Source organism: Robiginitalea sediminis (assembly GCF_002198115.1).
Classification (GTDB): Bacteria; Bacteroidota; Bacteroidia; order Flavobacteriales; family Flavobacteriaceae; genus Robiginitalea; species Robiginitalea sediminis.
On the sequence record NZ_NGNR01000002.1, the window covers coordinates 45,763 to 71,879 of the forward strand.

Consider the following 26,117-nt stretch of genomic DNA (forward strand, 5'->3'; position numbering starts at 1 on the left):
AGTTAAAAAAAAATGCGTTTCGGGGTAGGGTATTTTTTCCTGGGGTTGTTATAAGGTCAAAGTTGCTAAGAAAGAGGAACTCAATACCTCCTCCCGCATTGCCCCCACGCAGGCGGGAAGAGGTTTCCTCCAGGAACTAAAATGTTTTGAATTAGCAAATTTGTGTCATAATTAGTTCATGTGTTTAGGTTGGTTTTGCCCCGCCCCTGGCGGGGGAAAGAGAAACCCCGGCAGGAGTGCCGGGGTTTTTTCTTTGGTACCGGATAACCGGCTGTTTGTCCCGCCTAAAGATCTTCGAAAACCAATTTGTAGGAAAAGGCATAAGTGCTTTTTTTCCAGGATATTGCAGCACATTACCTTTAGTGTAAGTTTGTGTGATGTGAATCCTGAATTCCCGGGCGGAAGTAGCCCGTATGGCGCCCGGAAATGGGCCTCCTCCCTATGTAAATAACCTTGGGAAAACTCTCCCGGAAAAAGGGGGGCGAAGCGGGTGTAAATTACTATTTTTGGCCATGCAAAATAACGTTCTCATCCTCGACTTCGGTTCCCAGTATACCCAATTGATCGCTCGCCGCGTTCGGGAACTGAACATCTTCTGCGAAATCAAGCCGTATAACAAACTCCCGGAAAACCTGGAGGAGTTCAAAGCCGTGATCCTGTCCGGCTCTCCTTTCTCCACCCTGTCGGAGGAGGCACCCCACCCGGACCTGAGCCGGATCAAAGGGCATAAGCCCATGCTGGCTATCTGTTACGGTGCCCAGTACATTGCCCATTTCGGGGGAGGGAATGTGGCGCCTTCCAATACCCGGGAATACGGGCGGGCCAAACTGGCCCATATCCAGGCCGACCCTTTCTTTAAGGGGGTGCAGCCGGACAGCCAGGTCTGGATGAGCCACAGCGACACCATCCAGCAACTGCCCGAGGGGGCAGAGCTGCTGGCCAGCACCCACGACGTGACCAATGCGGCTTATAAAATCGCTTCCCAGAATATTTATGGAATTCAATTCCACCCGGAGGTCTACCACACCAAGGAAGGGACCACCATTCTGAGGAATTTCCTGGTGGACATTGCCGGGCTGGAGCAGAACTGGACCCCGGATGCGTTTGTGGAAACCACCGTAGCGGAACTCAAGGAGGAAATCGGGAACGACAAAGTTATCCTCGGCCTCTCAGGAGGTGTAGATTCTACCGTGGCTGCCGTTCTGCTGCACAAGGCCATCGGGAACCACCTCCACTGCATCTTTGTCAATAACGGCCTGTTGCGCAAGAATGAATTCGAAGACGTGCTGGACCAGTACGAGCACATGGGACTCAATGTAAAAGGTGTAGACGCTTCGGCACGCTTTTTGGACGCACTGGCAGGGGTTGAGGACCCTGAGGCGAAGCGCAAGGCCATCGGCCGCGTCTTTATCGAGGTCTTCGACGACGAAGCCCATAAGGTGGAGGATGCCAGATGGCTGGGTCAGGGGACCATTTACCCGGACCGGATCGAATCGGTATCGGCCACCGGGGGCCCATCGGCAACCATCAAGAGCCACCATAATGTGGGTGGGCTGCCGGATTATATGAAGCTGAAGGTCGTGGAACCGCTGAAAATGCTTTTTAAGGATGAGGTAAGGCGCGTTGGCGCCAGCCTTGGGATCCCGGATGAACGCCTGGGCAGGCACCCGTTCCCGGGACCGGGCCTGGGGATCCGCATCCTCGGGGAGGTGACCCGCGAGAAGGTGGCCATCCTCCAGGAGGTAGACCACATCTTTATCCGCGGGCTCCAGGAATGGGGCCTCTACGACAAGGTCTGGCAGGCCGGTGCCATGTTGCTCCCGGTGAACAGTGTGGGGGTAATGGGCGACGAACGCACTTATGAAAAATGCGTAGCTTTAAGGGCCGTGGAAAGCACGGATGGGATGACAGCCGACTGGGTGAACCTCCCGTACGACTTTCTGCAGAAGACCTCAAACGATATTATCAACAAGGTGCCCGGGGTAAACAGGGTGGTGTACGACATCAGCTCCAAGCCCCCGGCCACCATAGAATGGGAATAACATGAACGCTGCTTGCAGGTACCTGCTGGCCGGGCTTTTTGCCCTGCTGCTGAGCGGCCCGGCCTGGGCCCAACAGCAATTCCGCACCCACGCTGTACAGGAGGGGGAAACCGTCTCCTCTATTGCGCGGCGCTACGGACTGACCCCGGCCGATCTGATCCGCCACAACAAGGAACTGGAAGGCGGCGCCACCCTAAAACCCAACACCCTGTTGGTCATCCCCAGGCGGGAAGCGGTAGCGGCGACTAATGTTGCTTCAGCCCAGGACAGCACGGACTTGAGCAAGCCGATTGGTTTTGTTACCCATCGGGTAAAGCGCAAGGAGACCCTGTTCAGCATCACCCGCCGTTACGAAGTAGAAGAGGAGGAGATCAAGCGGTACAATCCGCAGCTCTACGGCTCTGACCTGCAGCGCGGCATGGTCATCCGGATCCCCCGTTTTGCCCCCGGGTACCGGGAGCAGCAGGAAGTGGAATCCCAGCTGACGACTTACACCGTCCTGCCCAAGGAAACCCGGTGGAGTATTGCGCACAAGTTCGGGATCCCCATGGACAGCCTCCTGAGCCTAAACCCGGAACTTCCCCGCAGTACCAGTTACCTGGCCGCCGGGCAGGAGCTCCGTGTTCCCAAACCGGCAGAAGCCCCGGAGATGAACCAGCAAACAGAGCTGTACCGCTCCTACACGGTGCCCCCCAAACAAACCCTTTTCAGCCTCAGCCAGGAATTCGGGATTTCCAGGGAAGAGATCATCCGCCTGAATCCGGAAATTATGGAGCGGGGCAACCTGCAGGAGGGCATGGTGCTGCGCCTGCCCGAAAAAAAGTTGGACACAACAGGAGTACATGCGCAGGATTTTGTGTTTTACGAGGTAAAACCCAAGCAGACGGAATTTTCTCTTACCCGTAAATTCGGGTTGGGTTGGGACGAAATGCTCATGCTGAATCCGGACCTCGAACTGGGCCTGAAGGCCGGGATGGTCCTGAAAATCCCCCGGGAGAAGGCCGAGGGGTTGGAAGTCAAGAACACCCTGGTCCTGGATGCCTTCGACCTGAAGGACAGTATTAACACCCAACATATCCCCCGCCTGCTTGTCATGTTACCCTTCCGCCTGGATCGGCTGGATTTGCAGAACCAGGAGGAGACCTTTAAAAGGGTCCAGCAGAACAATGCCCTGACCTATGCCCTGGGCATTTATTCCGGCCTCATGGTGGCCCTGGACAGTGTGGCAGAGCTGGGCGTATCCGTAGAAGTGCGCGCTCTGGATACCCAGCTGCGACCGGAACGGGTGCGGCAGTTGCTGCTGCAAGAAGATTTAAGCAGGTACAGCGCCGTCTTGGGTCCGCTGGACCCGAGGTCGGTGCAGGAAGTAGCTACCCGGGCCTCCGAACTGGATTTGCCGGTTGTAGCCCCTGTGCCGGTGCCCTCGGCAGTAGGGACTGAGAATGTCTTTTACACCTATACGGACGAGGGACGCCTCAGACAGCGGATGTTGCAGTACATGCAGGCTACCGTTACCGACCAGAATATATTTATTATTTCGGACCAGAAAAACCGGGAAGTGGAAGCCCGGATTCTGGAAGCGTTCCCCGCCGCGGAACTGGTGGCCCTCAAGCAGGATGATGAGAATATTTCCCTGGACATGGAAGCCTTTGTGGCGAGCCTCTCGGAAGAGCGGGAAAACTGGGTCTTTGTGGAGACCGGAGACTTCCGGATTGCCTCCAGCGTGACCTCCATCCTGAATTCGGCCAATACCGAAACCACCCCGGTGCGTATGTTTACCACCAACCGGAGTGCCTTCGACAACGAGGTGGTTTCTGCCACCCACCTGTCTAACCTGAAGTTTACCTACCCATCAGTGAACCGGGAGGTGGCCGAATCTGCCTTTACCAAGCGGTACCGCCGCCGTTTCGGGGCCGAACCGGACCGCTATGCCGTGCGGGGCTTCGACCTGGGGATGGACCTGCTGCTGCGCCTGGCGTACAAGCCGGATTTATTCGAGGCCGCAGACCAGATTGGCAACACCCGGTATAGCGGGAATATGTTTAACTATGTTAAAGAACTGCAGTCCGGGTACTTTAATACCGCCTCCTACATCATGATGTACGAGGGCCTCAGGCTGCGCGAAATCCAGGGACCATGACATCGAAAGTCGTTTACCTCGGAGCCCTGCGCACCGAGAACACCCATATTGCCTCCGGGAACACCTACATCACCGATGCCCCTGTGGACAACCACGGGAAGGGAGAGGCCTTCAGCCCTACGGATACCGTAGCCACCGGGGCCGCCAATTGTATGCTGACTGTAATGGGGATTAAGGCACAGGACCTGGAAGTGGACCTTACCGGGGCCACTGCCCAGGTAACCAAGCACATGGCCTCCGGCCCCAGGCGTATTTCGCGTATTGAAATCCAAGTGACCCTCCCCGGGGGTGTTTCCGATAAAAACCGGAAAATCCTCGAGCAAACCGGTCGTACCTGCCCGGTTCTCATGAGCCTGCACGAGGCCATCGAAAAGGAAATCACCTTTCATTGGCAAGACTAGCCTGTTTACTCTTTTGTTTATTGGGGTTGGTAACTGCGGCCCAGGAACCCAGCATTGCCTGGGAGCCCGGCCTGCGTCTTACCTGGGAGAACTTTCGTGGGACGCCCCCGGCCAGCCAGCGCATTGCGGCTACCACGGCCAGCGGGATTTCCTACCAATACAACGCCCGTTGGAATGGGGAGGGGTATGTGTTGGAATTGCAGGTGGAAACCCTTTTTTACCCGGAAAAATCCTGGTACCACCCGGAGGTTTGTACGGCAGTAACCCTAAGCCACGAACAACTGCATTTCGACATCACCGAATGGTTTGCACGAAAATTTCGCCAGCGCCTGAGCGGACGGGTCTTCGGGGAAAACGTGAAGGCTGAAGTACGGCGGATCTTCGAGGAAACAAACAAGGAGCTATCCGATTTCCAGGACCGGTACGACCGGGAAACAGACTTCTCCCGCAACCCCGAAGCCCAGGAAAAGTGGAACCGGGAAATGGCCGGCCGCCTGAGGAAATAACCCGGTTTAAATATCGCAGATGCTCACCCCCTGTTTCAGGGCGGCAATCTTGTCCTCCCAACTGGGGATGAATTCCTGAGCCACGTAGCCGGTATACCCGGTATCTGCAATGGCTTTCATAATGGCGGGGTAGTAGAGTTCCTGGGTCTCGTCTATCTCGTGCCGGCCCGGGTTGCCCCCGGTGTGGTAATGCCCGAAATAAGGGTGGTATTCCTGTATGGTCCGGATGATATCCCCTTCCATGATCTGCATGTGGTAGATGTCGTAGAGCAGTTTAAAATTCGGGCTGCCCAGGCGACGGCACAACTCCACCCCCCATAAGGTGCTGTCACACATATAATCCTTGTGGTCCACTTTCGAATTCAGCAACTCCATTTGCAATACCACCCCGTGCTTTTCGGCCAGGGGCAGTATTTTGGACAGTCCTTCAACGCAGTGGTGCAGCCCCACCAGGTCGTCCATCCCATTTCGGTTTCCACTAAAACAGATTAGGTTGGTGTACCCGGCTTCGGCGATGAGGGAGATTTTTTCGGTATAGTCTGCAATGAGTTCCGCATGGAGTTTGGGGTTGTTCCACCCCTCCACGATACCCTTGCCCGCACCCCAGCACATGGCAGCGTGAATGCCGTGCTTTTTGAGTAATGGGAATTCCTCCGGGCCCACCAGGTCTATTGCCGGAATGCCGAGCTCCACCAGGTTGCCGAGGAACTCGTCCAGGGGGATACTGCCGTAGCACCAATAACAGACGCTGTGGTTAATGCGGTTTCCGGCTGGTTTTGACACCGGTGCGTAGGGTGCCGCTTTAAGCGCTCCGGTACTGAGGAAGGCTGCCGAGGCCGCTGCCCCCTGCTGCAGGAAGTTTCTGCGTTTCATAGGCTAGGGTTGTGATGTCTCTAAAGATAGTATTTTTACCGGTGTATGAAACACACGCCAAAAGAGGAACTGCTGCGACTGGCCCATTACCGGATGCCCTTTGGCAAGTATAAGGGACGGTACCTGACAGAACTGCCCTCCCCGTACCTGGTCTGGTTCCGCCAGCGGGGGTTTCCGGAGGGGTCGCTTGGTGAGCAACTAAGGGCTGCCCTCGAAATCCGCGAGAATGGGCTGGAGGGCCTCATTCGGAAAATCCGGCAAGAATTTCCCCCGGATCGCCCCTGAATTCCTCGGGCAATTTGTATCTTTGAATCCCGTAACACCGATTCCGCTCATGGCAGCTACCAAATATATTTTCGTTACGGGGGGCGTATCTTCTTCACTCGGAAAAGGCATCATCGCCGCTTCCCTCGCCAAACTCCTTCAGGCCCGGGGCTACCGGACCACCATCCAGAAACTCGACCCGTATATCAACGTAGATCCGGGTACCCTCAACCCCTACGAGCACGGGGAGTGCTATGTAACGGACGATGGGGCGGAAACTGACCTCGACCTTGGCCACTATGAGCGTTTCCTGAATGTGCGCACCTCCCAGGCCAACAACGTCACCACGGGGCGGATCTACCAGAGCGTTATCGAAAAGGAGCGCCGGGGGGAATTCCTGGGCAAGACTGTACAGGTGGTGCCCCATATTACCAACGAAATCAAGGAGCGGATCCAGATCCTGGGTAATAGCGGGGAATACGACATGGTCATTACCGAAATTGGCGGGACCGTGGGGGATATCGAATCCCTGCCCTATATAGAGGCCGTTCGCCAACTGCTCTGGGAACTGGGCGACCACAACGCTTTGGTGGTACACCTGACCCTGGTACCCTACTTGTCAGCTGCGGGGGAATTGAAAACAAAGCCTACCCAGCACTCGGTTAAAACCCTCATGGAGAGCGGGATCAAAGCCGACATCCTCGTATGCCGTACCGAACACGAACTCTCCGATGAGATTAAAGAGAAACTGGCCCTGTTCTGCAACGTCAAGAAGGAAGCAGTCGTTCAGTCCATCGATGCCTCCAGCATTTACGAGGTGCCTATCCTGATGCAGGAAGAAGGCCTGGACCGCGTTGCCCTTGAAAAACTAAACCTGCCGCCCACGCCGGACCCGGACCTGACCCAGTGGAACCAGTTCCTGGACCGCCTGCACCACCCGGGCAGTACCATTACCATTGGCCTTATCGGGAAGTATGTGGAGCTGCAGGATTCGTATAAAAGCATACAGGAAGCCATAATCCACGCCGGGGTAGCCAACGATGTAAAGGTGGAGGTCAAGAGCATCCACTCTGAGCATATCAGTGACAACAACCTGGAAGCCAAAATGAAAGGGCTCAATGGGATTATTGTGGCCCCGGGCTTCGGGGAACGTGGAATAGAAGGCAAGGTAAAGGCTGTGAAATATGCCCGGGAACGAGGCATCCCCTTCCTTGGGATTTGCCTGGGCATGCAGATGGCAGTAATTGAATACGCCCGGAATGTCCTGGGCCTCAAGGGGGCGAATTCCACTGAAATGAACGAGCAGACCCCGGCCCCGGTTATCGACCTGATGGAAGCCCAGAAGACCATCGTCAACAAAGGGGGTACCATGCGTCTTGGTGCCTGGGACTGCGAACTCTCCGAGGGGACCCTGGTCCATAAGACTTACCAGGGAGCTGCCACCATTTCCGAACGCCACCGCCACCGCTATGAATTCAACAATGAATACAAGGAGGCCATGGAGGAGGCGGGTCTGGTATTTTCCGGAATCAATGCGGAAACCGGCCTTGTGGAAATTGTGGAAATCCCTACCCACCCCTGGTTTATCGGGGTGCAGTACCACCCGGAATACAAGAGCACGGTGGCCAACCCACACCCGCTTTTTGTGGGCTTCGTGGGAGCAGCCCTGAAACAGAAGCGCGAAAACCAGGATGCCACTTTGGCATAAACTCCCCAATTGGGCCTATATTTGCGTCGGCTAAGCCCCGCGGGACCCTTACATCCGGCCTAAACCCTTTTTGAATGGAAGAAAAAAAACTGGATATCAATTCCATTATCGGTTTCGTACTGATATTCGGAATCCTCATTTACTGGTTCTATACTACCCAGCCTACCCCTGAAGAAATTCAGGCGCAGCAGCAGGCCGAACAGGTCCAGGATTCTCTGGAACAGGCCCAAAAGCCTATCCTGGAACCCGCAACCTCCAGGGTTGAGACCCAGCTGCCGGATTCCCTAGCGGCAGATGCCTATGCCCAGCAGGTAGGGGCATTCGCCTTCACCCCGAAACGGGAAGGGACCACACGCCTGGAGAATGATGTGCTGTTGCTGGAGGTTTCCAACCGGGGCGGGCAGATTTCCAAGGCCCAGATGAAGGCCTTTGTGAACCACGACTCCCTTCCGGTAGACCTCATCCGCGACGGCAATTCGGATTTCAGCCTTCGCCTTACCACTGCTGAGAACCGAGTCCTGAATACCAATGAGCTCTATTTTGAACCGGAGCTGAAAGAAGAGGGGGAGACCCAGGTTCTTTCCATGAAGGCCCGGACCGGACCCCAGCAGTACCTGGAATTCCGGTATAAAATGAAGCCGGGAGAATACCTGGTCGACTTTGACATCCGCTCCCAGGGCTTGCAGCTTCGCGGGGATGCCGTGGAGGCAGGGTGGGAACTCACAGCCATCCGCCACGACCCCAGTGTGATGTACGAGAACCGCTATACCCGGCTGACCTACCGCCACAGTGGCGATGATATCGATAAACTCTCCGCTACAGGCGAAGACGATGAAACCGAGCAGGATGTCCGGTGGATGTCTTACCGCCAGCACTTTTTCAGTTCCATTCTGGCAGCGGCCGAACCCCTGGCTTCTGTCCGCTTCCGCTCCGAGGACCTGGTGGAAGAGGAGAGCAGCGAAACTGCCTTTACCAAAACCTTCGGCATGGGGACAGAGCTTCCGCTGACCGGGGGCGAACTCAGCCGCAGCCTGCAGTGGTACTACGGACCAACAGACCTGGAGGTGCTGGCCCAATACGAAGACCTGGCCCTGGCCGATTCCATCCCCTTTGGGTGGGGGATTTTCGGGTGGATTAACCGGTATATCTTCACGCCGTTCTACGGGTTGCTAAGCTCCTTCCTGCCCTTCGGTATTGCCATTGTGGTCATGACCATCATTGTCCGGATTCTGATGTCTCCGGTTACGTATAAGTCCTACTTGTCCCAGGCCAAGATGAGGGTGCTCAAGCCGGAGATTACGGAGATCAATGAAAAGCACAAGGACAACGCCATGAAACGGCAGCAGGAAACCATGAAGCTCTACAACAAGGCAGGGGTGAGCCCCCTTAGCGGGTGTATCCCGGCCCTGTTGCAACTGCCCATTTTCTATGCCCTTTTCATGTTCTTCCCCACCAGTTTTGCCCTGCGGCAGAAATCGTTCCTGTGGGCGGAAGACCTTAGTTCCTATGATACCGTGGCCCAGTTGCCCTTTAGCATTTGGTTTTACGGGGACCACATCAGCCTGTTCCCCATCCTGGCCTCCATCGCCATCTTTTTCTATATGATGATGACCACCGGCCAGCAGATGCAGACCCAACCCGGGATGCCGAACATGAAATTCATCATGTACCTGTCTCCCCTGCTGATGCTGTTCTTTTTTAACAACTACGCCAGCGGGCTTAGTTTGTACTACTTTGTTTCCAACCTGATTACCATCGGGATTATGCTGGTGATTAAAAATGTGATTCTGGATGAGGACAAGATCCACGCCCAGATCCAGGAGCAAAAGAAGAAGCCGAAGAAGGAAAACCGCTTCCAGCGCAAAATGCGGGAGATGATGGAAGAGGCCGACAAACAGAAAAAGCGGTAGGACCGGAACGGTTGCGGAGGCTGCCGACCGTAGTATACCTTACTGAAGTTCAGAAAAAAACCCTGGTTTTGAAGCCGGGGTTTTCTTTTGGTATGAGGGTGAGATGGGGTTCCGTTTTTAAGGGGAAAGCCCCCTGAGCCCCATTGACAAGTTAGGCGTTGTCCCTGCAGGTTCCCATCACCTGAAGGTATGCAGGCAGGGTTTTTTCGAGAAGGGGACCCCTGAAACCCCTAATACCAAGATACCCGTTTAAACCCCATGGACCTTGCACCCGGGATTGGTTTACGGAGGTTGACTGACGTAGTTGCGTTTTTGGTAAAAAAGGGGAAATTTCCCCCAAAGCCCCGGTTTCAAGATATCATGCAAGACTGAAATCCCCTTTCAGTGCTGGCCGTTTTCGGAACTTCCAATGGAAACCTTGCTGCTTTTACTAATAGGGGAAGCTTTCCCCAATACCCCCAAAGCCAAAATACCCCACACCCCTGCAAAACCCCACCACCCCCTGGATTTTAACAGGTTTTCATCACAACTGCGGAACTTTCCATACCGTTCATCGAAAAAATCGGCGACAATTAAACGCGAAGGCGTTTTAAGAATCCAAGCACTGTTAACCCATTAAAGAATTGCCATGAAACGATTTCACATTTTAGGGCCTGCTTTGTTTTGCCTCCTGATGGCCCTGCCGGCAGAAACAGAGGCCCAGGCCTCCAGGACTACAACTGTAGTACAAGTAGAACGCAGCGGCCCGGCCAAACGAACCGTGCGCCGGAAAAAGCGCCGTGTGCGCCGCCGTACCTACCGGACCCTGCGCCAATTGCCGGCTGCAACCCGCGCAGTCCGCTACCGGAACATCAGCTACTACCCTGTAGCAGGGAAGTACTACCTGGCCCGTAAGGGTGTTTATGTCCGGACCTTTCCCCCTGTGGGCTTTCGGGTGAGGACCCTGTCGGTTGCTCCGCGCCGTATTGTGGTACGCGGACGTCCGTTCTGGTACGCCCAGGGCGTATTCTACATCCAGGACGGGGAAGATTACGTAGTAAGCGAAACCCCGGTGGGTGCTGTGGTCCCGGAACTTCCCGAAGAGGCCGAGGCCCTGGATTGGGATGGCGTCTCCGCCTATGAGCTCAACCAGGCCGTTTATAGGGAAGTAGACGGGGGGTACGAAGTAATGGAACTCCTGGATGAAGAGCAGTAAACTTAGTCCCTGGTTCAATGAAAAAGCCCCGCCAAACTGGCGGGGCTTTTTCGTGGGGTCAATTGTTGGTCAATTGAGGTCTGGAAAGATTTGGGACTGGAAAGATGCACCCGGATTTCCCCAAAGCAAAACAAAAGTTGTCTACGCGCTTTTTTTGTATGTGAGCAGCCGGTAGCCGGAGGTCACATTTCCAGACATTAAAAAACCACCTGCCGGGAGGGCAGGTGGTTTTCAGAATATATAGGGGGGAACCTTAGTTGTTCGTGTCGGGGATCATGACCTGGTTCAGGACATGGATCACCCCATTGCCAGCCTGTACATCCACGGCTATAATGCCGATGCCTGTATTGCCAGCTCCATCGGTAACATCGGCGATATTCTCGCCGGTACCGGGAAGGTTAATCGTAATCATGTCGCCTTCCAGGGTGGCCGGCATAATGCCGTCTGTAAGGTCTTCGGAGCGCACATTCCCGGAAACCACGTGGTGGAGGAGCACCTGGGTCAGGACGCTTTCCTCAGGAATGGAGGCCAGGGCATCGAAGGCCGCGTTGGTCGGGGCGAAGACCGTGAAATCCGGGTCCAGCCCATCTCCGTTCCCGCCTTGGGTACGGGAAAGGATTCCCGCGAAATCCGTGCCTGGGGTCAGCTCGGTAAGAGCGCTGACCAGGGTGCTGAAATCCGGGTCGGCAGTGGCAAAGGTGACCACGGTCGGGATGTCAATAACTTCTTCTACGGCGTGGATGACTCCATTGGTGGCTACCACATCGGCTACCACAACCGAGCTGGATCCATTAATGGTTACACCTGCATCCGTATTGATATAGGCGCTGAGGGCATCACCATCGGCATTCGTCCCGAGGGTGGATATATAGGAGTTGCTCAAGCCGGAGGAGAAGGCTGCCGCCCCGGAAACCACATGGTTGGAAAGAACATTGTTGATGTCGTTTCCATTGGGGTTGGTAAAGGCTGCAAAGGCATCATTCACTGGGGCGAATACGGTGAAAGGCCCCTCGGAAGAAAGCAGGTCCGTAAAGGTGGTATTGCCGCCATCGGTCAGTGCGCCCACAAGGCTGCTGAAGCTGGCGTTGGCCGTTGCGTGGTCTACAATGGTGGGAAGGCCAATCACGGCGTCCACAATATGGATTACCCCGTTTGAGGCTTCCACATCGGCTGTGCTAACGGTAGAAATCCCGTTGATTTCCACGCCCCCATCTGTGTTGATATACAGACTCAGGTTGGCCCCGCCAGGACCGGCCGTGGAAAGGGAAGACACATATCCTGTGGAGAGCTGGGTGGAAAGGACAGCACCGCTAACCACGTGGTTGAGCAATACCTGGGTGAGGACCTCGTCCGGCACGTCTTCCACGCCCGTAAATCCATTTACGCTCAGGAAAGTGGCAAAGGCATCGTTGGTGGGGGCAAAGACCGTAAAGGGGCCGTCTCCCTGCAGGGTCCCTACAAGTCCGGCCTCTGTCAGGGCATCTACCAGGGCGGAGAGGTCCGGGTTACCAAGAGCTTTATCCACGATGGTCTGCTCAGCTTCCAGGGCGGCCAGGGCATCCAGGGCGGCCTGGGGTAACAACACTTTATCGATTACGTGTACCACACCGTTGCTGGCCGGTACGTCGGCGGTCACCACATTGGCAGCGGTGCTGGTGGCATCTTCAATGGAAACGCCTCCGCTCAGACGGGTAGTGATAGATTCACCCTGTACGGTTGTAACGGTTCCGCCATCGCTCAGGTCCGTGGACTGGGCGGCAACACCGGCCACCACATGGTAGGCGAGAATTTCCGCCAGAAGCTCCCTTTCGGCATCCGTATCGAAATCGTCCAGGCTGCTGAAACCATAGACTTCCAGATCATTGATAAGGTTAGAAAAGGCCGCATCAGTAGGGGCGAATACCGTAAAAGGACCATTGCCACTGAGGGTCCCGATCAGGTCGGAGGAAGGCAGGGCATCGGCAGCCGTCAGGGCCGCTACCAGGCTGGTAAGGTTACTGGCCTGGGCCACTTCAACAATATTCGATTCGATTTGCGTTCCGCCGTTGCCGTCGTCATCGTTGGAACACCCAAAGGCAAAGGCCAGGGAAAGCCCGCCCAGCAATAGGGTTTTGAGGTTGTAATAAATCTTTTTCATAGCAATTTTTAGATGGTTTAACGTTTAACGAAAATATTTAAAAGTTAAACAAACTACCAAGCGTGTTAAGGGTAATTTAACAACCGGAGGGTGGATGCACCTGCTGCAAGCGCCGGGTTTTATTTCGTAATTTTGCGGAAGGAGAAATGAGATGAAAAAGGTAGTAGTAGGTCTTTCCGGAGGCGTAGACAGCAGCGTGGCGGCCCTCTTACTCAAGGAGCAGGGGTATGAGGTGATCGGCCTGTTTATGAAAAACTGGCACGACGATTCCGTTACCATTTCCAAGGAATGCCCATGGCTGGACGACAGCAATGACGCCCTTATCGTTGCGGAAAAACTCGGGATTCCCTTCCAGACGGTGGACCTGAGTGGTCCGTATAAGGAGCGGATTGTAGAATACATGTTCCGGGAATACCAGCAGGGGAGGACCCCCAACCCCGACGTGCTCTGTAACCGGGAAATCAAGTTCGACCTTTTTCTGAAGATGGCCTTGCAACTGGGCGCGGACTATGTGGCCACAGGCCATTACTGCCAGCGGGATAGTGTTACGGACAGCACCGGGGAGGTGCACTACCGTTTGCTGGCCGGGGCGGATCCCAACAAGGATCAGTCCTATTTCCTGTGCCAACTCAGCCAGGAACAACTTTCGCGGGCCATGTTTCCCATCGGCCACCTCACCAAACCCGAAGTGCGGGAAATAGCAGCCAAACACGGCCTGGCTACTGCAGGGAAGAAGGATTCCCAGGGCCTTTGTTTTATCGGGAAGGTTCGCCTGCCGGAATTCCTGCAGCAGCAGCTCAAACCCAGGGAAGGTGAAATTGTGGAGGTCCCTGCTTCGGCCCCGGTTTACCAGGAGCCCGTCCCGGACTTTGAAACCCGGGCCGACGCCCTTGCCTACCATGCGCGCAAGCACAACTATGCACCCTCCGACGGGAAGGTAGTGGGCCGCCACCAGGGTGCCCATTATTTTACCATTGGCCAGCGTAAGGGTCTGGACGTAGGAGGCACCCCGGAACCCCTTTTTGTCATACAAACAGATGTCAAGGAAAACATTATCTACACCGGCCAGGGAAAGTCTCACCCTGGTCTTTACCGGAAAGCCCTCTTTATCCAGGATGCGGAATTGCACTGGGTACGCCCGGACCTGGCCCTGGAACCCGATGGTACCCTGGAAGTGATGGCGCGTATCCGTTACCGGCAGGAATTGCAGCCCGCAACCTTATATAAGTATGAAGGTGGGATTTACATCGACTTTGAAACCCCGCAATCCGCAATCACCGAGGGGCAGTTTGCCGCCTGGTACCTCGGGGAGGAACTCATAGGTTCCGGCGTAATATCCTGACCTTAAATCCAAGCCCATGGCCAACCGTATAACGAGCTTGTTCGAGATTCAATACCCCATTGTCCAGGGCGGGATGATCTGGGCCAGCGGCTGGCGACTCGCTTCCGCGGTATCGAATGCCGGCGGCCTGGGCCTGATCGGGGCAGGGAGTATGTACCCGGATGTCTTGCGCGAGCATATCCGCAAATGCAGGCAGGCCACCGCGAAACCTTTCGGGGTGAATATTCCTATGCTGTACCCGGATATCGAGCAGCTCATGGAAATTTTGCTGGAAGAAAACGTCCCCATTGTGTTCACTTCTGCGGGAAATCCCAAAACCTGGACCCCAGTGCTCAAAGAGGCGGGCCGGACGGTGGTCCACGTGGTCAGCAGCGTGGCCTTTGCCCTCAAGGCCCAACAGGCGGGGGTAGATGCCGTGGTGGCCGAGGGTTTTGAAGCCGGGGGGCACAACGGCAGGGACGAAACCACCACCCTAACCCTGATCCCCGCGGTGCGGGAAGCCCTCGAAATACCCTTGCTGGCCGCCGGGGGCATTGCCACAGGGCGTTCCATGCTGGCGGCCATGGTTCTGGGGGCCGACGGGGTACAGGTAGGCAGCCGGTTTGTGGCCAGCCAGGAAGCGTCTTCCCACCCGGAATTTAAGCGCCTGGTGGTGGAGGCAGGCGAAGGGGATACCCGGCTTACCCTGAAGGAACTCGCGCCGGTCCGGCTGCTTAAGAACAAATTCTACCGCGACGTGGAGGCGGCCTATGCCCGCGGGGCCACACCTGAAGAACTCAAGGCTTTGCTGGGACGCGCCCGGGCCAAAAAGGGTATGTTCGAGGGCGACCTCGAGGAAGGCGAACTGGAAATTGGCCAGGTGTCTGCCCTGATCCGGGAGATCCTGCCTGCCGGGGACATTGTCCGCAACATGATGCAGGAGTTCGAGGCGGCCCGCAAAGCGGTCCCCGGATATTTTCCCTGATTTTATGCGCCCTTATACTCCTGCCTAGGACCTCCTTCGGCCCTTCAGGCTGGAAAGGTATTCCATCAGGTCCCGTAATTCCCGCCGGCTGATTACCCGCCCCATGGGGGGCATGGCCGAGGGTTGGTTCACCCTGCGCGCAATACGGCTTAAGGGGATGCGGATGGGTTCGGGTTCGTGGCCCCGGAGTACCAGGGTGGTCTTGTTTTCCTCCAGCAACAAACCGGTTATTTCCTGCCCGTCTTTCAGGGTAAGGGTAACCGAACCATATCCCGGTGCGATTCGCGCGCCCGGGTTTATGAGCGATTCGAGGATTTCCTCCCGGGAAAGGATAGAAGCTATGGAATCCAGGGGTGGCCCTACCTGCCCGCCAGCACCTGCAACGGCATGGCAGCGTACGCATTGGGCAGCCGGGTTGCTGGTAAAGACCGATTGCCCGTCCCACCAACTCCCTCCATAGAGGGTTTCCTTATACGAATCCACCGAATAACCACTTGCCTTAAGTTCGCCCAGGGAGGCCAGGAGGGTCTCAGACCCCGTTGCTTCCACCGCTTCTATAAGGTCCAGGATAACCCCGGGCTCCAACTGGTCTTTCCCTGCGGCTTTCACCAGGGAGGCCAGGGCACCTTCGCTTTTTTGGAGGTCCATCTCGGAAAGGGTGGTAAGCATGGCCTGCTGTTCGCGGAGGCTTCCCTTCTGGAAGATGGGGGTTACGATATCCGGGAGGGCTGAGGCTGGGAGATCCAGGACTGGCAGCATTTCTATAGCGGCTGTGCGTACCTGTGCCTCCGGGTCACTCAGGCCCTTGCGTAGGTAGGCCCCGATTTCGGGATCCCCGAGGCGGGAGAGCGTCCGCAGCAAGGCGGCCCGCGTCCCGGCGTTTCGGTGCCTGTCGAAGAGCCGTTTTAAGGCCGCGTTGTGTCCCGGGATGCCCAATTCCCCGATAACCCTGCAGGTACCGGCCAGGATGTCCGGGTTTGTGTCTGCCAGCAGGGCCGGCAGCGTACCGGAAACACGGGTAATAACGATGGAGGAATCCCGGCGGACTTCGCCCCGGTAGCGGCCGTCTACCCGGTCCAGGACAGAAGGCGCCGCCCAGCTTCCCAGGGCGGCCAGGGCTTCTCCCCGGAGTTCTGCCGGGGCCGATTCCCGGAGGGCAAAGGCCATGAGCCGGTCCAGGTCTGCCTCTGTGCCCGTGCGTAATGCGGCATTGATGGCCCGCCGGAGCAGGGGCTCCGAAGAGAGGGTATCTCGCTCCAGCAGGCCGGCCAGGTCTGGCAGGGCCTCCGGAATGGACCAGTCGTCGTTGATGGCCCGGGCCGCCTCGGCCAAAATATACTCGTCCGGGTCCTGGAGAAAGCGACGGATTTCAGGGCTTCGGAGCCGCCTGAGCACCAGTACCGCAGCCAGTCGGAGACTGGCATCCTCGTGGGTAGCCAGGGCAGCCATGGGCCCGACCTCCCCGATACGGGAAAGGGCCAGGACCGCAGCGTGCCGGAGGTATACATCGGCATCGTTGTTCTCGGCCAGTAGTTGTAACAACCCGTCTGTGGCGGGGGCATATTCCAGGCGGCCAAGGGCCTGGGCGGCAAAAAACCGCACCCTTGGCACCTCGTTGGAAAGCAGCGGGAGGAGGGCTTCCCCCGCCCCTTCGTAGCGAATGTTCCCAAGCGTTTTAGCTGCCTGGGCGATTATCTCAGGGTCGTCATCCGAAAGCAGGGGCAGCAGGGCTTCCCCCCGTCCCGGATCGGACTCGGCCAATTGGCCGATCCCCCAGATCGCATGGATCCGGGCCATCTGGTTTTGTGTTTCAGGCAGGACCTCCCGCAAAGCCCGGTAGCCGCGGCGCCCCCTGCTGGCGAGTTCAAACTGGGCGCGCTGGCGCACCCGCATGTCCGGGTAGCCCAATAACCCGGTAAGGGTGTCGGTCTCCTGCTCGGCGTAATCCATCTGGATCAGCCGCTGGGTTTCGGCCCGTGCCTGGGCCCAGGTATTTTCTTCAGGGCTCACATCGAGTTTCCAGACCCGCCCGGCATTTTTGGTATTCCACCCATTTATCCAGTCCGCCAGGTAGAGGGCACCGTCCGGCCCAAAGCGAATCCCGGTGGGTAATACCCCGCTGAGCACATCCTGTTCGGATTTGAGTTTAAAGCCCGCCCCGTCGGCCTCCAGGTCGAACGCCCAGATATGGGAGCGGGAGGGGTCCCCGATAAACTCCACCAGGAAGAACTTATTTTCCCATTGCGGGCCCAGGGCAGTGCCGGGGTTAAACTGCATCCCGGTGGGGCCGTTGTGGTAATTCTGAATGGGGGGGAGGATGTAAGCGGCCTGTCCCTCCCAGCGGGGCAGGTAGAGTTTTTCGTCCATCCAGACCTTATACCCGTTGTTTTTCGGGTCGGTGTATTTGCCGAACTGCCAGTTGGTCCGCCACCCGGTATCGGAGCCTTCCACCAGGTATACCAGGCGTTCGCTCTCGCCCTGGTGGTCCCCGTCATTGTCTGCGGTTATCAGGTTTCCGTAGGCGTCAAAGACAAATTCGTGGGTATTGCGCAGCCCGTGGGCAAAAACTTCAAAGTTGCTCCCGTCCGTATTGCACCGGACGATCACCCCCTGGTTGGGGTAGTGGTGCTTTCTGCCGTCTGCCGCGGTAATGCTCGCCCCAATATCGCCGATACCCCAATAGAGTTTCCCGTCCGGCCCGCGCACGGCTCCGGACATCCCGTGCCCCCCAAAGCCGATGTGGACCATAAAGCCAGTCGCCAGGGATTCTTTGGTATCCAGGACTTCGTCCCCATTGGTGTCGGTCAGGCGCCAGAAATCCGGGGCGATGCCCACGTAAACGGCATCGTCTTCCACCAGGATGGCCCCGGCCACATCCGAAACCTCCTCGTTGAAATCGCTCAGGATCCGGGTGCTGATGTCGGCAATACCATCCCCGTCCCGGTCTTCCAGCCGCCAGACTTCATCCTCTTCCACGCGCAGGTCGTTCCAGTCGTGGATGCTGTCGTTGTTCAGGTCTTCCAGCCAGCTGTTCGCTTCGCTTTTTTCCGGGGCGAAGGTCTGGCGGAGGAATTGGCGACGGTCTTCCACAGACTGCAGGCTAATAGAGGCCGTCATCCAATCCTGATGCCCCCGGATGTCGAATTCCGAGTGCTTTTGGCGGTTGGTCCGCGTGAGGTATATCCGCCCCCACTTGTCTATATCCATGGAAACGGGGTCCGGAGCCAGGGAATCCGTAGCCCAGAGACTGAGCTCCAGCCCGTCTGCCACCTGGGCGGCAATGGTCTCCCGGGCTTCCAGGGCCAGGGGTTGGGCAATGCTGTCCGGCTGTTCAATGGCCAGGGGGATTTCGGTTGGAATATCCGGGGTCCGGTTGCAACTCACGGCGAGCAGGGCCAAATAGCAAAAGGCCTGAAAAAGGGGGTAAGGTACTTGGGTCTTCATGGTTACGGTTGGTTCAGGATGGTTTGGATGCGTTCCAGGTGGGCCGTCATCCCATTGAGGGTTGTGGCCAGTCTCTCAATTTGTTGGCGGGCCTCCTCCCAGTTCTCCTGTTCGATGGCTTCACGTACCCCCGGGAAAGTCTTAACCCCATAGCCGGTATAGAAGCCAGGAGCATAGATCTGGTGTTTGTACCAGGACCTGCGCGGCAGCCCCTCCGGGTGGGTCAGTTGTTGTTCGGCCATCCGGAGCAGTTCATTGAGCTGGGCCCTGGAAGCCCGAGGAAGGCTTTGCGCAGCCGACAGGTTTGTACGGCCCACGGCGTCCTTCAGGGATGCCATGGCGTTCTGCAAGGGGGAGAAATCCAGGTAAGGTACAGCTGCCCGGGGTTTGGGTGCGGCGCCCGGCTTGGTAGGGTCGGCGGCAAGGGAATAGGCATTTCGGGACACCAGGCTATTGTGTTTGGCCACGGTTGTCCGCATGTTTTCCGCAGTTTCCATAACTTCTTTGGCATATCCCTCCAGGGTCTGCTGCCACGGCCCGAAATCCAGAGGCAGGACCTCGGCATTGGCCAGGCGCAGCACCACGCGCCCGGCAGTTTTGGCCAGGGCTACCCCGTAGGCCATTTCCGGGTCCTTAAAGCGCTTGTAGTGCGTATAGGTGTCGTAGATGGTGTGGTATTCGCCCCCGGCATTTTCACCCCCAAAGCCCAGGTTCAGGGAGGCAATCCCGGCATGCTGGATAAAGGGCGTATAATCGGAACCGGACCCCAGGGCATAAAGGGCAAATTGGTCGTCCCCGCCGGAGACCAGATTTCGCGCTGCGCCCCGCTCTTTGATGCTGACCCCTGTCTGGGGGTCCGGGACTTCAGAGGCCACTTGTGCCACCAGTGTCTGCAGGGCATGCGACCCGCCGGCACCCAGGAACCCCCGCCCGTTTCCGTCCGTATTGATATAAGCCACGGCTTTTTCTTTTAATTCCTCCAGGTGGTCTTCCACCCATTCAGTAGACCCTATAAGGCCGGGTTCTTCGGCGTCCCAGGCGCAGTATACCAGGGTGCGGCCCGGCTTTTGGCCCTTTTTGGCCAGTAAGCCCACGGCCCTGGCTTCTGCCATAAGGGCCACCATGCCGCTAACCGGGTCTGCCGCCCCGTGCACCCAGGCATCGTGGTGGTTGCCCCGGATCACCCACTGGTCCGGGTTCGTTGCCCCCTTCAGGGTGGCAATTACGTTATGGGCGGGTACCAGTTTCCAATCGAACTCCAGTTTGAGGCGTACCCGTGCGGGGCCGGGCCCAATCTGGTAGGTGAGGGGGAGGGCACCCCGCCAGGAGGCAGGGGCTACAGGCCCGCCCAGGGCGCGTAGCAGGGGTTCCGCATCGGCATAGGAGATGGGCAGTACCGGGATCCGGGTAATGGTAGGCGCCTGGTTGCGGTCCAGGCGTTTGGCTTTTTCTGTGGCCGCGTACCCCGGGGTCAGGACATCGCCCGGGTAAAGCGGCATATCCATTACCGAGCCGCGTTGCACCCCGGTGGCATTCTTAAAGGCACCCTCCGGGTAAACCTCGCCCCGGTAGTAACCGTCATCTTCCGGGTCCGAGTAAATGATACAACCTATAGCACCTTTCTCGGCGGCCAGTTTGGGCTTGATCCCGCGCCAGGATCCGTAGTATTTGGCAATCACGATCTTCCCCTTAACATCGATGCCCATTTTTTCCAGTTCCTCGTAGTCGCTGGGTATCCCGTAATTGACAAAGACCAGCTCGGCCTCCACGTCCCCGTCCGTGGAAAACGCATTGTAGGAGGGCAACAGGGCATCACCCTGTTGGGTATATGGGTCACCCTCCACAGGCACGGCCTCCAGGGAAGCTTTAAACGTCTGGGGAGCGGTCATCTCCAGAAGGCGCACCTTGGGGTAGGGGAACAAGACCTGGTAGGTATCGATCCGGGCCTGGTAGCCCCAGGATTCGAACTGCTGTTTCATCCACCTGGCATTGGCCTCGCCATAGGGGGTCCCTACCCAGTGGGGCTCTGCGGCCATACGTTTCATCCAGGCATCGAGGGAATCTGCCGAAAGCTGGGCATCAAAAGCGGCTTCCAGCTGGCGCTGGGCAGTAGCTTGTTGGTCGGTAAAGCCCGCCATTTGCTGCGCGGAAATCCATTGGGACGCTAGCAGGAGGCCTGCAGCCAGAAGTCGTGTTTTCATGGGTTGGATTTAGATAAACCGGAATATACTATAATTCTGGGTTCGCTGCCCTTGTCAGGTGTAAAAGTTACACCTTAATCCCACTCCGCATCCAGTTGCAGGAGGGTGCGCAGCAGGACATTGGCCCCGTTGGCCATATCCTCCGGGGAGGTATACTCCTCAGGGGAATGGCTAATTCCCCCTTTACTGGGCACAAAAATCATCCCCACAGGGGTAATGAGTGCCATGTCCTGGGCATCGTGGCCCGCCCCGCTTTGCATTTGCCTGTGGGAAAGCCCCAGGCGGCCCGCTGCTGTAGCAACAGCCTTTTGGATGCGGGGGTCGGTCAGGGCTGGTTTTCCCGTGGTGTCCAGAGGGAGGAAAGAAAAGCTTGTACCGCTTTCCTTCCCGATTAGTTCCGCCCGGGAATGGATTTTCTCATAGAGCCGGTCGATGACCGCATCGGACAGGTCGCGAATCTCCAGGCTCAGGACTACTTCCCCGGGGATTACATTGGGGGCCCCTGGCAAGGCAGAAATCCGCCCCACGGTTGCCACCTGTTTCCCTTCCATGGCAAGGGCCTCCTCATTGACGGCCTGGATAAAACGGGCGGCCGCCAGCAGGGCATCCCGGCGCAGGTCCATGGGCGTGGTGCCCGCGTGGTTGGCCATCCCACGGATGGTTACATCCCACCAGCGAAGGCCTACAATACCTTCCACCACGCCTATATCTTCCCCTTCCCGGTCCAGGATCCCTCCCTGCTCGATATGCAGCTCCAGGAAGGCGGTAAAACTCCCTTTCGACCTGATGGCACCGGCCAGGCGGGTCGTATCCCCGCCAAGGCGCATAATGCCCTCACCCATGGAGTATCCCGTACTGTTGACCACCCCCAGGGCCTCGGGTTTCAGGGCCCCTGCCATGGCACGGCTGCCCATCACGCCCCCTTCCTCGTTGGAAAAAATGATGACCTCCAGGGGGTGTCTGGTCTGAATTCCTGCATCCTGAAGGGTGCGCACAACCTCAATGGCCCCCAGGCTTCCGACGCAACCGTCGTAATTACCGCCCCGTGGGACCATATCGATATGGGACCCGAGTCCTATGGGTTTTAAGCCGTTATCGGTACCCTCCCGGGTGCCTATGATGTTCCCGGCAGGGTCTATGCGCACTTCCAGGCCCGCTTCCCGCATAAGCCCCATGACATAGGTACGCCCTTCCAGGTCCCCGTCGCTGAACGCCACGCGGTTGGGTTGCCCCTGGGCATCCCGGCCATAGGTCCCCAGCTCCAGGATGGTTTTCTCCAGGCGGTCCTGCTGGACGTTCGGGGAACTCTGGGCCCCGGCCCGGATAAGGAAAAGAAGTACAAGAAGGTAATGGATGGGTTTCATAGTTTAGGTGTTTGGCTCGGGAGTAACGCTCCGGTTTGGTTTGTAGAAGGCGCATTGCCAGAGGGCTATGGCCTTCGACTAAAAGTACTTATTTTCGCAGGAATTCAGCAAATGCTACCCGGGGCCGGGCAGGAACACTCCTCAGGACCGAACCGTATGGAACACTTATACTTTTTAGTCGATATGTTGGGCACGGCGGCATTTGCCGTTTCCGGGGTCCTGGTGGCCATGGAAAAGCGCCTGGACCTTTTCGGGGTAGTGATCGTAGCCGGGGTTACAGCCATTGGCGGGGGAACCCTCCGGGACCTGCTTATAGGCAGTACCCCGGTTACGTGGATGGCAGACCCCCGCTACCTGTACCTGATCCTGGCTACGGCTATTTTTGCGGTGCTTTTCCAGAGCAGGCTCAAGTACCTCAGGCGCTCGTTGTTCCTCTTCGACACCATAGGCATTGGCCTCTACACCCTGGTGGGCATTGAAAAAGGGCTTTCCGCTGGCCTTTCGCCCCTTATATGTGTAGTTCTGGGGACCATGACCGCCTGTTTTGGCGGGGTAACCCGGGACATCCTCTGCAATGAAATCCCGGTGATTTTCCGAAAGGAGATTTACGCAACGGCTTGTATTGTGGGCGGCGGGCTTTACTTTCTATTCCTGCGGGCGGGTATGGGGGAGTCCTATGCCTACCTGTCGGGCATCGGGGTGGTAATCCTGGTTCGGCTGCTTGCCGTGCGCTTCCACATTGCCCTGCCCGATATCTACAGGGCTAGACGGTAGGCCCCTATTCTAGGACTTCTGCCTTTAAGATGTAGATGTTTTTCATGGGCCATTCCCCATCGTCTATTTCCACCTGGTTGATGGCATCGACCACATCCATCCCATCCACCACCTTTCCGAAAGGGGTGTACTCCCCGTCCAAATGGTAAGACCCCGGGTCGGTTACCACGATAAAAAACTCAAAAGGGGAGGCCAGCATATGGGGGTTGTCGATTTCGCTGGAGGGCATCGAGAGGGTCCCCCGGTGGTGGCGGTGGCCCTTCCGGGTATCCGGGGGGAGGAGGTAGCGCCCGATGGCCCGCCGTTTGTCTGCCGTTTTGCGGTTGTCTGCATTGCCCCCCTGGATGATGAAATTCGGGACCACCCGGTGGAACATGGTGCTGTCGAAATACTGCTGTCGGGCCAGGTAGATGAAATTGGCCTTGTGGTAGGGCACGTTGTCGTAGAGTTCCACGGTAAAGGAACCCATGGTCGTGGTTAGCTTTACCCGGTTGGCTTTCAGTCCTTTCTGGTATTCGAAAAAGAAGGGGATGGCGTTGTCCTCATTTAGGCGGGTGGTATCCTTTTCGGCTGTCTCCGCCTCAGCTTCGGCCTTTAGGGTGTCCAGGGCCTGCATTTCCAGGGTTTCCGCCTTGTCGGGCACGGATTTATTTTGTTCCTTACACCCTGGCACCAAAACCGATGCCAACAGGGTTATTCCCAGGATTACGCGTTGTCTACACATGAAGTTTGAGGATTTTTCCCGTTCGGTCGCAAAAATAAAAAAACTTCCCCTACCGGGTCGGGAGGCCCATTACGAGATGGCCCCCAGGATGCGTGTAGAAGAGCTGGAGCGCATGGCTGCTGTCCCGGATTCTGCCCGGCAGGCCGGGGTCATGGCCCTGTTTTATCCCGGTGCGGATGGGGCGGCCAACCTGCTGTTGATCCTGCGCCCGTCTTACCCGGGGGTACACTCCGGCCAGGTGGCCCTGCCGGGGGGAGGCTGGGAGCCTGCAGACGCCGATTTACTCCAAACTGCACTTAGAGAAACCCGGGAAGAGGTAGGGGTTCCGGAAACCCATATCGAGACCCTCCGCCCGCTGAGCCCACTCTATATCCCGCCCAGCAATTACCAGGTAAGCCCGCATGTGGGCCTTTGCCACACGACGCCGGCGTTCCGGCCGGACCCGGCAGAAGTCGCCGGGATCATTCATGTTCCGGTGCCCCACCTGATAGCTCCCGGAAATATCATTAGCCGGCCCATGTCAACCTCCTATGCCCAAAACATTGAAGTTCCGGCATTTGCCCTTCAGGGCCATGTGGTATGGGGGGCCACAGCCATGATATTAAGTGAACTGCGGACCTTAATACGGCAGGTCATCTGAAGTCATTTTTGTATTTTAGCCCCCTATGGGCCTATTTAAGAAGAATCCGTTCGGGCATATCCTGCTGTTGAAGAAATGGCTGATCCGCATCATGGGCTTGCTGACCCACCAGCGGTACAAGGGGTTTAATAAACTCGAGATCGAAGGGTCCGAGGTATTGCGCTCCCTCCCGGACACCAACGTCCTGTTTGTAAGCAACCACCAGACCTATTTTGCAGATGTGGTGGCCATGTTCCATGTGTTTAATGCCAGTCTGAGCGGGCGGGTGGACAGTATCCGGAACATCGGGTACCTGTGGAACCCGAAGCTCAACATTTACTATGTGGCTGCCAAGGAAACCATGGGGAAGAGCCTGCTGACAAAAGTTCTGGCCTATGCCGGGTCCATCAGCATAGAACGCACCTGGCGCGCCGACGGGGAAAACGTGAACCGGCAGGTCCGCATGAGCGACATCACCAATATTGGCGTAGCCCTGAACGACGGCTGGGTCATTACCTTTCCCCAGGGGACTACCACCCCGTGGAAGCCGTTGCGCAAGGGTACGGCCCATATTATCAAAAAATACAAGCCCCAGGTGGTGCCTGTAGTCATAGACGGTTTCCGCCGGTCCTTCGACAAAAAGGGATTGTACATCAAAAAGAAGGGGATCCTCCAGTCCATGGTCATTAAGCCGCCGCTGGAAATCGACTACGACAACGAATCGGTGGACGCTATCATCGAGAAACTGGAATACGCCATTGAGCAGCACCCTTCCTTTCTGAAGGTCATCCCCCAGGAAGAGCTCCTGGCCTACGAGGAGGCCCACAAGGGCCGGAAGTGGCGGCCGGGGAAGGCCTAACGGTCCATGCGCCTCAGTTCCTTGTAGTTGGTATAAAGCCTTCGGGTAAGCAGGCCGTAGAGCAGGAAGTAAATGCCACCCATCAGGGTGGTGAAGACCACGCCCAGTACTCCCATAATCCCCATCATAAGCCATTTCAATTCCACCGGGTCCTGTTTGGCCCCTGCCTCGCCCAATTGCAAAGCCTCGGCCAGGTTGTCCGAGAAGTAGATCCCTACCACAAAAAGCCCGAAGATCACCAGGATCATGCTGAGGCAGAAAATTACATAGTGCTTCACTGTCCGGCGGGTTCTTATAATGCGCTTCATCAGCCGGTTGGCATCGTCCAGGACGGAAATCTCCTTATACCGGCGGTAAAACTGTATGATAAAGTAGAGCACCACTGCATACTGAATGACGGTCAAGACCAGGAGTTCGGTGTGGATGCCCAGGTCCTTGGCCACCGAATACCCATTGCCTTCCCGGAAGGAAGGGACCAGGTACAACAGGTGGGGTACCAGGAATTCGATAATGCTGATATAGAAAATCCAACGGACCAGGGAAGAGGATTTCTTCCAGATCATCCTGTGGATGTCATCGTAACTGAGCCTGGGGAGCTCCTGCTCCCGCTGCTGCCAGTCTTTTTTGAGTAATTCCAGTTCGTCCATCAT

20 protein-coding genes are annotated in these 26,117 nt (G+C 57.0%); 13 read left to right on the plus strand and 7 right to left on the minus strand.

Going from position 1 to position 26,117, the window contains the following annotated elements:
• The first annotated feature begins 512 nt into the window (after positions 1-512).
• From guaA to CA832_RS06645, 4 genes are read left to right on the plus strand one after another with little or no spacing between them, the layout of a single operon-like run.
• Positions 513-2,042, plus strand: a complete 1,530-nt coding sequence (guaA, locus tag CA832_RS06630; RefSeq protein ID WP_088340820.1) for a glutamine-hydrolyzing GMP synthase — start codon at positions 513-515, stop codon at positions 2,040-2,042.
• A 1-nt stretch (position 2,043) separates the two neighbouring features.
• Entirely contained in the window at positions 2,044-4,182 is a 2,139-nt protein-coding gene (locus tag CA832_RS06635) for a LysM peptidoglycan-binding domain-containing protein (RefSeq protein WP_088340821.1), read from the plus strand.
• Positions 4,179-4,583 (plus strand): OsmC family protein, encoded by a 405-nt coding sequence (locus tag CA832_RS06640; protein WP_088340822.1) that lies wholly within the window; start codon positions 4,179-4,181, stop codon positions 4,581-4,583. Before CA832_RS06635 ends, CA832_RS06640 begins: the two co-directional genes overlap by 4 nt.
• A complete protein-coding gene (locus tag CA832_RS06645; protein ID WP_233131750.1) occupies positions 4,571-5,089 on the plus strand; it encodes a DUF922 domain-containing protein in 519 nt (172 codons plus the stop codon). The genes CA832_RS06640 and CA832_RS06645 overlap by 13 nt, the downstream gene beginning before the upstream one ends.
• 6 nt (positions 5,090-5,095) lie before the next feature.
• Here CA832_RS06645 and CA832_RS06650 read toward each other — a convergent pair whose 3' ends face one another.
• On the minus strand, positions 5,096-5,962 hold the full coding sequence (locus CA832_RS06650; protein ID WP_088340823.1) for a hydroxypyruvate isomerase family protein: 867 nt from the start codon (positions 5,960-5,962) through the stop codon (positions 5,096-5,098).
• Between the two features lie 45 nt (positions 5,963-6,007).
• Between CA832_RS06650 and CA832_RS06655 the strand changes: the two genes are divergently transcribed.
• From CA832_RS06655 to CA832_RS06670, 4 genes are all read left to right on the plus strand, one after another.
• On the plus strand, positions 6,008-6,247 hold the full coding sequence (locus tag CA832_RS06655; protein ID WP_088340824.1) for a DUF3820 family protein: 240 nt from the start codon (positions 6,008-6,010) through the stop codon (positions 6,245-6,247).
• Between the two features lie 49 nt (positions 6,248-6,296).
• Positions 6,297-7,934 carry a CTP synthase gene (locus CA832_RS06660; RefSeq protein ID WP_088340825.1) on the plus strand — a complete coding sequence of 546 codons (1,638 nt, stop codon included), beginning with the start codon at positions 6,297-6,299 and terminating at the stop codon, positions 7,932-7,934.
• Positions 7,935-8,008: 74 nt separating this feature from the next.
• On the plus strand, positions 8,009-9,844 hold the full coding sequence (gene yidC, locus CA832_RS06665; protein WP_088340826.1) for a membrane protein insertase YidC: 1,836 nt from the start codon (positions 8,009-8,011) through the stop codon (positions 9,842-9,844).
• Positions 9,845-10,472: 628 nt separating this feature from the next.
• Positions 10,473-11,039, plus strand: a complete 567-nt coding sequence (locus CA832_RS06670; RefSeq protein WP_143542346.1) for a DUF6515 family protein — start codon at positions 10,473-10,475, stop codon at positions 11,037-11,039.
• Between the two features lie 253 nt (positions 11,040-11,292).
• On the opposite strand, the gene CA832_RS06675 is transcribed toward CA832_RS06670, so the two are convergent.
• On the minus strand, positions 11,293-13,176 hold the full coding sequence (locus CA832_RS06675) for a fasciclin domain-containing protein (RefSeq protein WP_088340828.1): 1,884 nt from the start codon (positions 13,174-13,176) through the stop codon (positions 11,293-11,295).
• A gap of 151 nt (positions 13,177-13,327) precedes the next feature.
• Here CA832_RS06675 and mnmA point away from each other — a divergent pair, with 151 nt between their 5' ends.
• Together mnmA and CA832_RS06685 are read left to right on the plus strand one after the other, a co-directional pair.
• Positions 13,328-14,518, plus strand: coding sequence for a tRNA 2-thiouridine(34) synthase MnmA (mnmA, locus tag CA832_RS06680; protein WP_088340829.1), 1,191 nt, complete (start codon positions 13,328-13,330; stop codon positions 14,516-14,518).
• A 16-nt stretch (positions 14,519-14,534) separates the two neighbouring features.
• Positions 14,535-15,482, plus strand: a complete 948-nt coding sequence (locus tag CA832_RS06685; protein WP_088340830.1) for an NAD(P)H-dependent flavin oxidoreductase — start codon at positions 14,535-14,537, stop codon at positions 15,480-15,482.
• Positions 15,483-15,506: 24 nt separating this feature from the next.
• Here CA832_RS06685 and CA832_RS06690 read toward each other — a convergent pair whose 3' ends face one another.
• The 3 genes from CA832_RS06690 to CA832_RS06700 all read right to left on the minus strand — a co-directional run bounded on the left by CA832_RS06690 (position 15,507) and on the right by CA832_RS06700 (position 22,491).
• Positions 15,507-18,926, minus strand: a complete 3,420-nt coding sequence (locus tag CA832_RS06690) for a PVC-type heme-binding CxxCH protein (RefSeq protein WP_088340831.1) — start codon at positions 18,924-18,926, stop codon at positions 15,507-15,509.
• A 2-nt stretch (positions 18,927-18,928) separates the two neighbouring features.
• Positions 18,929-21,127, minus strand: coding sequence for a M28 family metallopeptidase (locus tag CA832_RS06695; RefSeq protein WP_088340832.1), 2,199 nt, complete (start codon positions 21,125-21,127; stop codon positions 18,929-18,931).
• Positions 21,128-21,201: 74 nt separating this feature from the next.
• The gene (locus tag CA832_RS06700) at positions 21,202-22,491 is read right to left on the minus strand and encodes a Zn-dependent hydrolase (RefSeq protein ID WP_088340833.1); all 1,290 of its coding nucleotides are present in this window, start codon (positions 22,489-22,491) and stop codon (positions 21,202-21,204) included.
• Positions 22,492-22,647: 156 nt separating this feature from the next.
• Here CA832_RS06700 and CA832_RS06705 point away from each other — a divergent pair, with 156 nt between their 5' ends.
• Entirely contained in the window at positions 22,648-23,265 is a 618-nt protein-coding gene (locus CA832_RS06705; RefSeq protein ID WP_088341383.1) for a trimeric intracellular cation channel family protein, read from the plus strand.
• A gap of 4 nt (positions 23,266-23,269) precedes the next feature.
• On the opposite strand, the gene CA832_RS06710 is transcribed toward CA832_RS06705, so the two are convergent.
• Positions 23,270-23,989, minus strand: coding sequence for a peptidylprolyl isomerase (locus CA832_RS06710; RefSeq protein WP_088340834.1), 720 nt, complete (start codon positions 23,987-23,989; stop codon positions 23,270-23,272).
• An 88-nt stretch (positions 23,990-24,077) separates the two neighbouring features.
• Between CA832_RS06710 and CA832_RS06715 the strand changes: the two genes are divergently transcribed.
• Both CA832_RS06715 and CA832_RS06720 read left to right on the plus strand, forming a co-directional pair.
• The gene (locus tag CA832_RS06715; RefSeq protein WP_233131751.1) at positions 24,078-24,629 is read left to right on the plus strand and encodes an NUDIX hydrolase; all 552 of its coding nucleotides are present in this window, start codon (positions 24,078-24,080) and stop codon (positions 24,627-24,629) included.
• A gap of 25 nt (positions 24,630-24,654) precedes the next feature.
• Positions 24,655-25,467, plus strand: a complete 813-nt coding sequence (locus CA832_RS06720) for a lysophospholipid acyltransferase family protein (RefSeq protein WP_088340836.1) — start codon at positions 24,655-24,657, stop codon at positions 25,465-25,467.
• Here CA832_RS06720 and CA832_RS06725 read toward each other — a convergent pair.
• On the minus strand, positions 25,464-26,117 hold the full coding sequence (locus CA832_RS06725) for a hypothetical protein (protein WP_088340837.1): 654 nt from the start codon (positions 26,115-26,117) through the stop codon (positions 25,464-25,466). The two genes, CA832_RS06720 and CA832_RS06725, sit on opposite strands and share 4 nt — an antisense overlap.

What these genes read in the sequence shown, in the direction of transcription:
- CA832_RS06720 (WP_088340836.1), top strand. Translation starts at nt 24,655, where the DNA reads ATGGGCCTATTTAAGAAGAATCCGTTCGGGCATATCCTGCTGTTGAAG.
- CA832_RS06715 (WP_233131751.1), top strand. Translation starts at nt 24,078, where the DNA reads ATGCGTGTAGAAGAGCTGGAGCGCATGGCTGCTGTCCCGGATTCTGCC.
- mnmA (WP_088340829.1), top strand. Translation starts at nt 13,328, where the DNA reads ATGAAAAAGGTAGTAGTAGGTCTTTCCGGAGGCGTAGACAGCAGCGTG.
- CA832_RS06635 (WP_088340821.1), top strand. Translation starts at nt 2,044, where the DNA reads ATGAACGCTGCTTGCAGGTACCTGCTGGCCGGGCTTTTTGCCCTGCTG.
- CA832_RS06670 (WP_143542346.1), top strand. Translation starts at nt 10,473, where the DNA reads ATGAAACGATTTCACATTTTAGGGCCTGCTTTGTTTTGCCTCCTGATG.
- yidC (WP_088340826.1), top strand. Translation starts at nt 8,009, where the DNA reads ATGGAAGAAAAAAAACTGGATATCAATTCCATTATCGGTTTCGTACTG.
- CA832_RS06725 (WP_088340837.1), bottom strand. Translation starts at nt 26,117, where the DNA reads ATGATGGACGAACTGGAATTACTCAAAAAAGACTGGCAGCAGCGGGAG.
- CA832_RS06660 (WP_088340825.1), top strand. Translation starts at nt 6,297, where the DNA reads ATGGCAGCTACCAAATATATTTTCGTTACGGGGGGCGTATCTTCTTCA.
- CA832_RS06705 (WP_088341383.1), top strand. Translation starts at nt 22,648, where the DNA reads ATGGAACACTTATACTTTTTAGTCGATATGTTGGGCACGGCGGCATTT.
- guaA (WP_088340820.1), top strand. Translation starts at nt 513, where the DNA reads ATGCAAAATAACGTTCTCATCCTCGACTTCGGTTCCCAGTATACCCAA.
- CA832_RS06710 (WP_088340834.1), bottom strand. Translation starts at nt 23,989, where the DNA reads ATGTGTAGACAACGCGTAATCCTGGGAATAACCCTGTTGGCATCGGTT.
- CA832_RS06640 (WP_088340822.1), top strand. Translation starts at nt 4,179, where the DNA reads ATGACATCGAAAGTCGTTTACCTCGGAGCCCTGCGCACCGAGAACACC.
- CA832_RS06700 (WP_088340833.1), bottom strand. Translation starts at nt 22,491, where the DNA reads ATGAAACCCATCCATTACCTTCTTGTACTTCTTTTCCTTATCCGGGCC.
- CA832_RS06695 (WP_088340832.1), bottom strand. Translation starts at nt 21,127, where the DNA reads ATGAAAACACGACTTCTGGCTGCAGGCCTCCTGCTAGCGTCCCAATGG.
- CA832_RS06650 (WP_088340823.1), bottom strand. Translation starts at nt 5,962, where the DNA reads ATGAAACGCAGAAACTTCCTGCAGCAGGGGGCAGCGGCCTCGGCAGCC.
- CA832_RS06655 (WP_088340824.1), top strand. Translation starts at nt 6,008, where the DNA reads ATGAAACACACGCCAAAAGAGGAACTGCTGCGACTGGCCCATTACCGG.
- CA832_RS06685 (WP_088340830.1), top strand. Translation starts at nt 14,535, where the DNA reads ATGGCCAACCGTATAACGAGCTTGTTCGAGATTCAATACCCCATTGTC.
- CA832_RS06675 (WP_088340828.1), bottom strand. Translation starts at nt 13,176, where the DNA reads ATGAAAAAGATTTATTACAACCTCAAAACCCTATTGCTGGGCGGGCTT.
- CA832_RS06690 (WP_088340831.1), bottom strand. Translation starts at nt 18,926, where the DNA reads ATGAAGACCCAAGTACCTTACCCCCTTTTTCAGGCCTTTTGCTATTTG.